We start from the raw sequence: 8,579 nt of genomic DNA, 5'->3' as shown, positions 1-8,579 counted from the left end.
AAATTATTGAGCAGGGCGAAACCCCGATATTGAATGCACTTCTTCAACAACAACACAATATCCGGGGTGTTCAGGCACGCCAAAAACATCTGAACAACAGAAAATCCATCCGCAAACAGAGGCCGGGATAATGGAAGCTGAACCTTGCTGGAAATGCCTAGACTGGAAAAAGGAACTTGCCAACAATGTCGTCACCATCGACCAGTTGAAGCAATACGCCACCTTCAGTCCACAGGAGGAAGCGACGCTTCGTGAAGTCGCCAAGGTGCACCCGGTCAACATTCCCCGCTATTATCTGAGCCTTATAGATAAAAACGATCCCAGCGATCCCATCCGCCGTATGTGCTTCCCTGATGCGGAAGAACTGGTGGTTGCCGGATCCATGGGCGCGACAACTGCCGACCCCTACGGCGACGACAAGCATGACAAGGGCAATGGCGTACTGCATAAATACGACTGCACTGCACTGCTGGTCACGACAGAATGCTGCGCCATGCACTGCCGCCACTGCTTTCGCCGCCGCATTGTAGGACACTCCAGCCAGCAGACCCTGCGCAACTTTGCCGGGGCGCTGCAATACATTGCCGACCATCCCAAGATCAACAACGTCATTCTTTCCGGCGGCGACCCCCTGACGCTGGCAACCCCGGTGCTGCAAAAAATGCTGGAGGGGCTGGCCGGGATCGACCATGTGGATTTTGTACGCATCGGTACGCGCATTCCGGTCACATATCCGCTACGCATCTTTGACGACACCCTCATGGACGCCCTGCGCACCTTTGCTGAGCGCAAGGCTCTGTACATTGCCACGCACTACAATCATGCGCGCGAGATCACGCTCACCTCGGCCGAGGCCATCAAGAGGCTGCGCCTGTGCGGGGCCACCATCAACAATCAGGCGGTGCTGCTGCGCGGCGTCAACGACAGTACGGAAGACATTGTCAAACTGATGAACCGTCTGCTTTCCATTGGTGTGAACCCGTATTATCTGTACCAGTGCATGCCGGTCTCACGAGTGCGGCACCATTTTCAACTGCCGCTCAAGCAGGGCATCGCCATTGTGGACAAGGCAAAGGCGCAACTCAGCGGCTATGGCAAGCGCTTCAAGTACATAATCGGCCACGACATCGGCAAGCTGGAAATCTGCGGCATGAGCGAGGGCAATATTGTTCTCAAGCAGATGCATGCCCGCATCGGGCACGAAGAACAGGCCTCGCGCATCATCATCCAAAAGCTTGATGACGATGCCGGATGGGTTGAACTGTAGGCGCAACACATGCAACACACGGCTACAACACTTTTCTGTATTCCCCACGCCGGAGGCAATACCGCCTTTTATGCGAGGTTCAACGAATTTTTTCCGGCATGGATCACCGTAAGACCTCTGGAACTGCCAGGCAAAGGCCGCCGCTGCCGGGAACGGCTGCTTACCAGCATGGAAAGCATGGGGCGCGACCTGCTGGAACAGATACGCTCTGCCGCCCACACTGGCCCCTATGCCCTGTTCGGTCACAGCATGGGCGGGATGCTGGCCTTTCTTTGCGCGCATTTTGCCTGCGATGCGGCGCTGCCCTTGCCTACGGCCCTGTTCATTTCGTCCGCCACCACGCCAGGCCGGATGCGCACCGGGATTTCATCCCCTGTTGATCAGCTCCCCAAAGGCGCGCTGTGGGACTACGTGGCCCGCATGGGCGGCATTCCGCCCGAGATTGCGCAGTCGCAGGATTTCAGAAACTACCTTGAACCTGTGCTCCGCGCTGACTTTATGGCCATAGAAGGATGGCAGCCCGCCCCCTACAGCCCGTTACCCTTGCCCATCCACACCACCATTGGCAGCCATGATCTCGTTACCGAGGCTGACGCCCTGCACTGGCAAACCCTGACAGATGCGCAATGCACGGTGCGCACCTTCAGCGGCGGCCATTTTTACGTTCAGGATCACTGGCAGGAATTGGCAGACCACATGGCGCGCGCCCTTCATACGGCGGGTTAGGCGGTGCTGGCGCAACATTTTTGCAACTGGCGCGCACCGTCCGCCCCGGAAAAGTCCATCCTGTGTGTTGGCCTGGAGCTTGAAAACATCGCTGAATGGCCCAGCCAGTGCGCGCTACACACCTCCCCACAGGAGCAACAAGAGGCCGGACGCTATCTGCATATAGAAGATGCGGCGCGGCATCTGGCAGGCAGGGCGCTGGCGCGGCGTCTGCTGCGCGCCGCCTTTGGGCAGGATTGCGTCGCAGAGTTTGCCCGCTCCCCTTATGGCAAGCCCTTTTGCCCCGGAGTATCCGCTGATTTTTCCATCAGCCATTCGGGCAGCATGGTATGGGTGGCCCTTTGCCGATGCGCGAGCGTGGGCATTGATGTGGAAAGCATGCGCCCCCTGCCCGATGCGGCGGAGCTGACCAGCCAGCTGCACCCGCAGGAGCAAAAAGACCTGCTGTCCCTGCCCCAGGCGGAGCTGCAAACGGCCTTTTACCGCTGCTGGACGCGCAAGGAGGCCATAATCAAGGCTGTGGGCATGGGCCTGAGCATTCCCCTGCAAAGCTTTAGCGTAAACACCGGGCCGCAAGACAGCGGCTGGATAGCATCCTTCACTGCAAACGCCGCCCAAGGCACAGCTACAATGCTTGAGGATGGCGGGCAATGGACAAGCCTCGACATCAGAACAACAGAGGATTACCAGTGCAGCGTGGCGGCTCATAGCTCCTGCCTTGACGTTGTGGTCTGCCTTGCCCGTTGATCCCTGCAACCCGCCAAAAAACATGCAGAAATGCCGATGCACGCCCCAAATTCATGTGGACGATACCGCTTTTCCTCTGATATGTTGAAACCTGCGCGTATGGCGTTGCGCCCGGATGAAAATCCGTGTGGCCCAACACCGCCAATAGCGCAGATTGCCATAACAAAGTTTGTCTGCTCCACACGGATTTTGGAAAAAATCCACTCCAGTTTTTGGGCAGGACCGCCGAGCGGCGGATCCACTGTGTCACCAAGAACGCATCATAGGGTATTTTGTTCCATGAGCAGCCGCCTCGGATCGTTCTTCGCCACACTTGCCGCAGCGTTTTGCTGCGCAATATTCCTGTGCGCAAACGTGCAGGCGGCCCCCCAGCGCGAGCCTGTGGAACAGATGACAGCGTCAGCCCCGGCGCCCTCCCAGCCCAAAGCCTCGCGCCTCAAGGTTGCGGCCTATTTTGAAGCCGGACCGTACTGGGAGTTTACCCTGCTGCAAAAAGAAATCATCAAAGCGCTGCGGCAACGCGGGGTTGCCGACCGCATTACCCTGCCGGACGAGCTGTACATCAGCCCCGGCTGGGATGCCTCTGAGAGCGTTTACCGCGCAGAGGCCCGCAAACTGATGCAAAATCCGAATATCGATGTCATCATCAGTATGGGAACAGAGGCCACCAAGGCCCTGCTTGCCGAAAACAACGGCAAAACGCCCATCATGAGCGTTGACGTGGCAGACCCGGCAGGCGCTGGCATTGTGGATCGCGCCACCGGCAAGGGCGCCGCCAACCTGACCATCCGCTACACCAAGGACAAATGGTTCAAGGTCTTTGCCCTGTTTCATGAGGCGCTGCCCTTTCTTCGCCTTGGCATCATGTATCACGACAGCCCCGAGGGACTTTCATACTCCAACGTGCGGGAAGCGCGCGAGGTTGCGCGCGAGCGCGGCTTTACTCTTGTGGAGTACCCCTTTCTGGACAAGGCGGAGAGCATGGAATCGTGCACCAAAGGCGTGGACAGGCTGTTGGCAGCTGGCGTGGATGCCTTTTACATTTCGGCCCTCAACTGCTTTGACTGGACGCAGGCCAACCCGCAGGCCATCTTTGACACGCTCAACGCCCACCACATCAAGACCTTTGCGCGCGACGGCAGCGTACACGTGCGCAGGGGCGCGCTGATGGGGCTTTCGACCCTTGACTATGTTCCCCTTGGCAAATTTTATGCTGACCATATTGCCGCCCAGCTTGGCCTGCTGCCGCCTAATGCCCAGCTTGAGACTGCGGCCTACACGCCCAAGATTGCGCTGAATCTGGTGACGGCCCAGAAGATGGGCATGGATCTACCGCTGATTCTGCTCATTTCGGCAGACGAACTCTTTGACGTCACACTGGCGGGCGTTGATAAAACGGCCGTTGCTCAATAAAATTCCCGTAACCCTGAAACCGGTCACAACGAGGTTGCACATGACAAAAGATACGTTGGAAAACAAGGTCGACGGCGTTGAAGATCAGATGGCCTGCCAGGCCGAAACCGCTGCTGAAACGGAAACGTGCGAACGCGCCTGCCCTTCGGAAGAAGTGGTGGACGCCATCATCCGCAAGCGCGTGTACGGCGCTATCGGCATTGGTTTTGTGCCGGTCCCCCTTGTAGATTTTCTGGGCCTTTCCGCCCTCCAGATTGAGCTTATTCACGCGCTGGCCCAGGCCCACGGCGTTGAATTCAAAAAGGAACGCGTCAAATCCATCATTTCTTCGCTGTGCGGCGGCCTGCTGACCACGGCAAGCGTGCCCTTGGCCGCCTCGCTGCTGAAAAGCATTCCGGTCATTGGCTTCACCGCTGGCGCGGCCACCATCAGCATCATGGGCGGCGCCAGCACCTATGCCCTTGGCTGGGTTTTTGACCGCCACTTCAGAAAGGGCGGCAACCTGATTGATTTCAATACCGAAGAAGCCAAGACCTACTTCAAGGAAAAGGTTGAAGAAGGCAAAACCTTTGTCGGCAAGATCAAGAACAAGATGAAAAAGGAAGCCAAGAACGAAACCGCCGCTGAAGCCCCTGCCAAAGAAGCGGACACCAACGCGGCCTAGTTTCGGCGATCTCTGACGGTTTCGGGAATCGGAACCTTCCGTATGGGCCGGGCAACTGGCCCTTACGGAAGTGTTGGCTGTTACGCCTGCCGTACCCAGCCGTGCGCATGCCGAAGCGGGCTGACAGAGCGTACGCTCCTGGCCTTGGCAAAGGCGTGGCTGCCGTTGCGGCAGCGTTACCTATTGATTTGTCAGAGTCCCTGCACTGCAAAGGGGCGCATACAAGACCGCCGGACATGCTGTAATGCGCGGCGCACCTGAACACCGGGGCCACAGAACCACATGCTGCAACTGAAAGAATCGCTTTTTCTGAAACTTCTGTGGGAACAGGCCGGCGAGGAAGGCAAAAAAATTGCCGCCGCCTGCCTCGGCTCAGGCATCATGCAGGGGCTTGCCGTTTTTTCTGTGCTTCAGGGCTTGCAGCAGCTTTCTGAAGACGGGCTGGAATTCAGCACCTTTCTTGCTTTTCTGGTGAGTCTCGCCTCCTTTTATTTTCTCTTCCGCTACATCACAGGGCGCTCGGCACAGATTGCCCTGCGCGGCATCATGGAATGGCGCATGCGCATTGCCGCCAAGCTGCGCGGCGTTTCCCTACTGGAATATGAAAAACTGGACAAAAACCGTATCCAGTCCGCCCTGCTTGACGGACGCGAAATGGTGGTTGAAGCGGCCCGTATGCTGGTGGCTGCCTCGGCCAATACGGTGATGGTCGTGCTCTCTTTTGCCAAAATGGCAACTGTCTCCATACCCGGTACGCTGGGTGTTTTTCTTTTTCTTGCCATGGGGTTCTGGATTTTTCTGCACCTTATCAACAAGGTGCATGCGCACATGGGGCCAGCCATGCAAGCCGACCAGCGCTTCTGCGCGGGCCTGCGCGACCTTTACGCCGGGCTGCTGCAACTCAAGATGCACAAGCCAAGGACCACAGCACTGTTTGGCGAGCAGATCATCCCCGACCTTTCTGTGGCATCAGAAGCCCGGGACGCGACCGAACACAGGCACGCCCTTGGCATATCATTTTTCGCCATGTTCAATCTGCTGATTTTGGGGCTGATACTTTTTATCATGCCCAAGATTTTGAGCCTCGAAACGTCGGAAACTTCCTCCTTGCTCGTATTGTGCATGTTCAGCCTGAGCCCGCTCATCAGCCTGATTACCTCGGTGCCCATGATGGCAAAGGTAGAAATGAGCCTGCAGGAACTTGCAGCGGTGGAATCGCAGATAGACGCCGTGACGGAACCATTTGAAAACGCGGGAGTCAAGGCGCGCTGGCAGCAGGCCGACCCCACGGTGCCGTCTTTTGACTCCATCGCCCTGCGCGATGTGCGTTTTGACTACCATGACCGCAACGGCATACGGCTTTTCGGCATTGCGGTGGACAGCTTTGAACTGCGCAAGGGCGAACTGGTGTTTATTCGCGGCGGCAACGGGTCGGGCAAGTCCACCTTCATGAAGGTGCTGGCCGGGCTGTACGCGCCCGAGAGCGGAGAAATGCTCCTGAACAACGTCATGCTTTCCGACGTTGACATGGAATCCTACCGTAACCTCTTCACCATTGTGCCTACAGACTATCACCTTTTTTCCCGGCCCCTCGGCCTGAACATCACCCCGACCCAGCTCACGGATGTGCTGCGCACCCTGCACATGGAAACCAAGGTGAGCCTGCTCGAAGACGGCACGTTCTCCACGCTTGATCTTTCTGCCGGGCAGCGCAAACGTCTTGCCCTGGCCTGCGCGCTGCTTGAAAAGCGCCATATCTACCTGTTTGACGAAGTGGCCGCAGATTTCGACCCTGTTTTCCGCCGCTACTTTTATGAAGAACTGCTGCCCGATATCATCCGCCAGGGCGGTACAATTCTGGCCATCTCGCATGATGACCGCTACTTCCATGTGGCCGACAGAGTGCTGACCATGCGCGAAGGCGGCTTTGTGGAAGAGCCCTTTGGCGAAGGGACGCAGGCATGACCAGCCATTTTCTGCGGCTTGCCCTCACCCTGACGGCTCTGCTGTGCCTGTATACAGAGCACGTGACCGAGGCCAAAGACCTTACGGGCAATTCCAACATCCAATTTGTGCGGGAACTGTACAACAATGTGCGCGACACCATGCCCTCTGAAGTGAATGCGGTGGAAAACACGCAAGCCATTCAGAACAGACTGAAATGTTACGAAGAAAACCACGATTACGGGCAGCGCATTCAGATTTGCAATAACAAATATGTCAAGAGCCTCGTGCGCCTCGCCCGCAAGGGAATCCATTCGCGTCCGAACCTTGGCGAATTTGTGCTCAATGTTGATATGTGTCCCATTCTTTACAATATCTGTATGGGTCAGACGGAAGACGACAAAGAACGCTGCATTCTGTTTGAAAGGCAGTGCATAGACTATACGCTTGATATGTTCTGGCGCGGCTCCGCGCAATATACACAGCAAACCTACCGGTTGGACCAATGAAAAGCGTCTGTGCAAATATACGGGAAGTGTTGCGCCGCAATCGCCTGCGGATCATAGTCGCGGGCGTTATCGCAACGCTGCTGCTCCTGTTTCTCTGGCCGAGCATCGTCATTTCCATCAAGCCCGGCGAGCTGGGCGTTCTGTACGCGCGCTTTCGCGGCGGCACACAGTTGCAGCACACCTACGAGGAAGGCATACATTTTATTCAGCCGTGGAACATCATGTATATCTATGATGTGCGCGTACAGGAAGAAACCCAGAACATCGACGTGCTGACCGTAGACGGCCTGACCATCAACGTGCAGATTTCGCTGCGTTTTCAGATCATCCGCGACCGTCTGCCCAACCTGCATCAGGAGATCGGGCCGCTCTACCGCGACAAGGTCGTCATCCCCATCATGAATTCCGCTGTGCGGCAAACCATCGGCAGCTACCGCCCAGACGACCTCTACTCCACAGCGCGGCAGGAACTGCAAGACCAGATGCTTGTGGACGCAGTGGAAGAAATGGGGCGCATCCCCATTCTTATTCAGGGCTTTGTGGTCAAAAGTATCACCCTGCCCGAAGTGCTGCGCGAGGCCATTGAACGCAAGCTCATAGCGGAGCAGGATTACCTGCGCTACAAGTACATTCTGCTTGAGGCACAGCAGGAAGCCCGCCGCAAAACCATTGAAGGCGAAGGCATCAAGGCCTACCAGACGCTTGTCAATGAGAACATGACGCAGAACTTCTTGCGCTACGAAGGCATTCAGGCCACCAAGGAGCTTGCCACATCGTCCAACGCCAAGGTGGTTGTGATCGGCGGCAAGGATGGCCTGCCTGTTATTCTCAATGCCGATTCGCCCACTGGCGCAGGCGCACCCGATGCGCCAAACTCTGGCAAAGCGGCCAATCAGGGGGCGGCCCCCAAGGCTTCCGTGCAGGGCGCTCAGCAGACGCCTGCCAAGCCGGATATGCCCGGAACAGATGCGGAAAGCCCAGACCAGAAGCGGCCCGATGCCCTGCGGCCGGGTCAGGTTCAGCCAGGGCAGATGCGGCCCGAACCCGGCAAAACGCCCCCGTTCCGGCCCAATTCGCACTCTGGCCTGCGCCCTCAAATCCAGAACGAGTCCCAATCCGGGGCGCAGTATGCGCCGAAGTACGGGCCGCGTAACGACTCCGCAAGGCAGGATTCTGCCGCGTCTGCCGAAGCCCAGGCGCCCGCCGGGGTAGGCTGGATCGCCCCCGGCGAAAGCGTATCGGATTATATTCAGAGGTTGAATAAAACACTGCTGCAACCGCACCGTGGCGGCGCTGTCAGACAATAAGG

8 protein-coding genes are annotated in these 8,579 nt (G+C 57.4%); all 8 read left to right on the top strand.

The features are described 5' to 3' along the window. The first annotated feature begins 130 nt into the window (after positions 1–130). The 8 genes from JMF94_RS05625 (at position 131) to JMF94_RS05590 (ending at position 8,577) form a co-directional block, all read left to right on the top strand. Positions 131–1,267 carry a KamA family radical SAM protein gene (locus JMF94_RS05625; RefSeq protein WP_240824193.1) on the top strand — a complete coding sequence of 379 codons (1,137 nt, stop codon included), beginning with the start codon at positions 131–133 and terminating at the stop codon, positions 1,265–1,267. A 9-nt stretch (positions 1,268–1,276) separates the two neighbouring features. Continuing rightward, positions 1,277–1,993, top strand: a complete 717-nt coding sequence (locus JMF94_RS05620; RefSeq protein ID WP_240824192.1) for an alpha/beta fold hydrolase — start codon at positions 1,277–1,279, stop codon at positions 1,991–1,993. Between the two features lie 3 nt (positions 1,994–1,996). Further along, on the top strand, positions 1,997–2,740 hold the full coding sequence (locus JMF94_RS05615) for a 4'-phosphopantetheinyl transferase superfamily protein (RefSeq protein WP_240824191.1): 744 nt from the start codon (positions 1,997–1,999) through the stop codon (positions 2,738–2,740). 279 nt (positions 2,741–3,019) lie between these two features. Then, entirely contained in the window at positions 3,020–4,153 is a 1,134-nt protein-coding gene (locus JMF94_RS05610; protein ID WP_240824190.1) for an ABC transporter substrate binding protein, read from the top strand. A gap of 40 nt (positions 4,154–4,193) precedes the next feature. Beyond that, positions 4,194–4,817, top strand: coding sequence for a DUF697 domain-containing protein (locus JMF94_RS05605; protein WP_240824189.1), 624 nt, complete (start codon positions 4,194–4,196; stop codon positions 4,815–4,817). Positions 4,818–5,099: 282 nt separating this feature from the next. After that, positions 5,100–6,782, top strand: a complete 1,683-nt coding sequence (locus tag JMF94_RS05600) for an ATP-binding cassette domain-containing protein (protein WP_240824188.1) — start codon at positions 5,100–5,102, stop codon at positions 6,780–6,782. Further along, entirely contained in the window at positions 6,779–7,270 is a 492-nt protein-coding gene (locus JMF94_RS05595) for a hypothetical protein (RefSeq protein WP_240824187.1), read from the top strand. The genes JMF94_RS05600 and JMF94_RS05595 overlap by 4 nt, the downstream gene beginning before the upstream one ends. Then, positions 7,267–8,577 (top strand): prohibitin family protein, encoded by a 1,311-nt coding sequence (locus JMF94_RS05590; protein WP_240824186.1) that lies wholly within the window; start codon positions 7,267–7,269, stop codon positions 8,575–8,577. The genes JMF94_RS05595 and JMF94_RS05590 overlap by 4 nt, the downstream gene beginning before the upstream one ends. Positions 8,578–8,579: the final 2 nt, after the last annotated feature.

Source organism: Desulfovibrio sp. UIB00 (assembly GCF_022508225.1).
Taxonomy (GTDB): domain Bacteria; phylum Desulfobacterota; class Desulfovibrionia; order Desulfovibrionales; family Desulfovibrionaceae; genus Desulfovibrio.
This window is presented reverse-complemented; position numbering and strand designations above follow the sequence as displayed.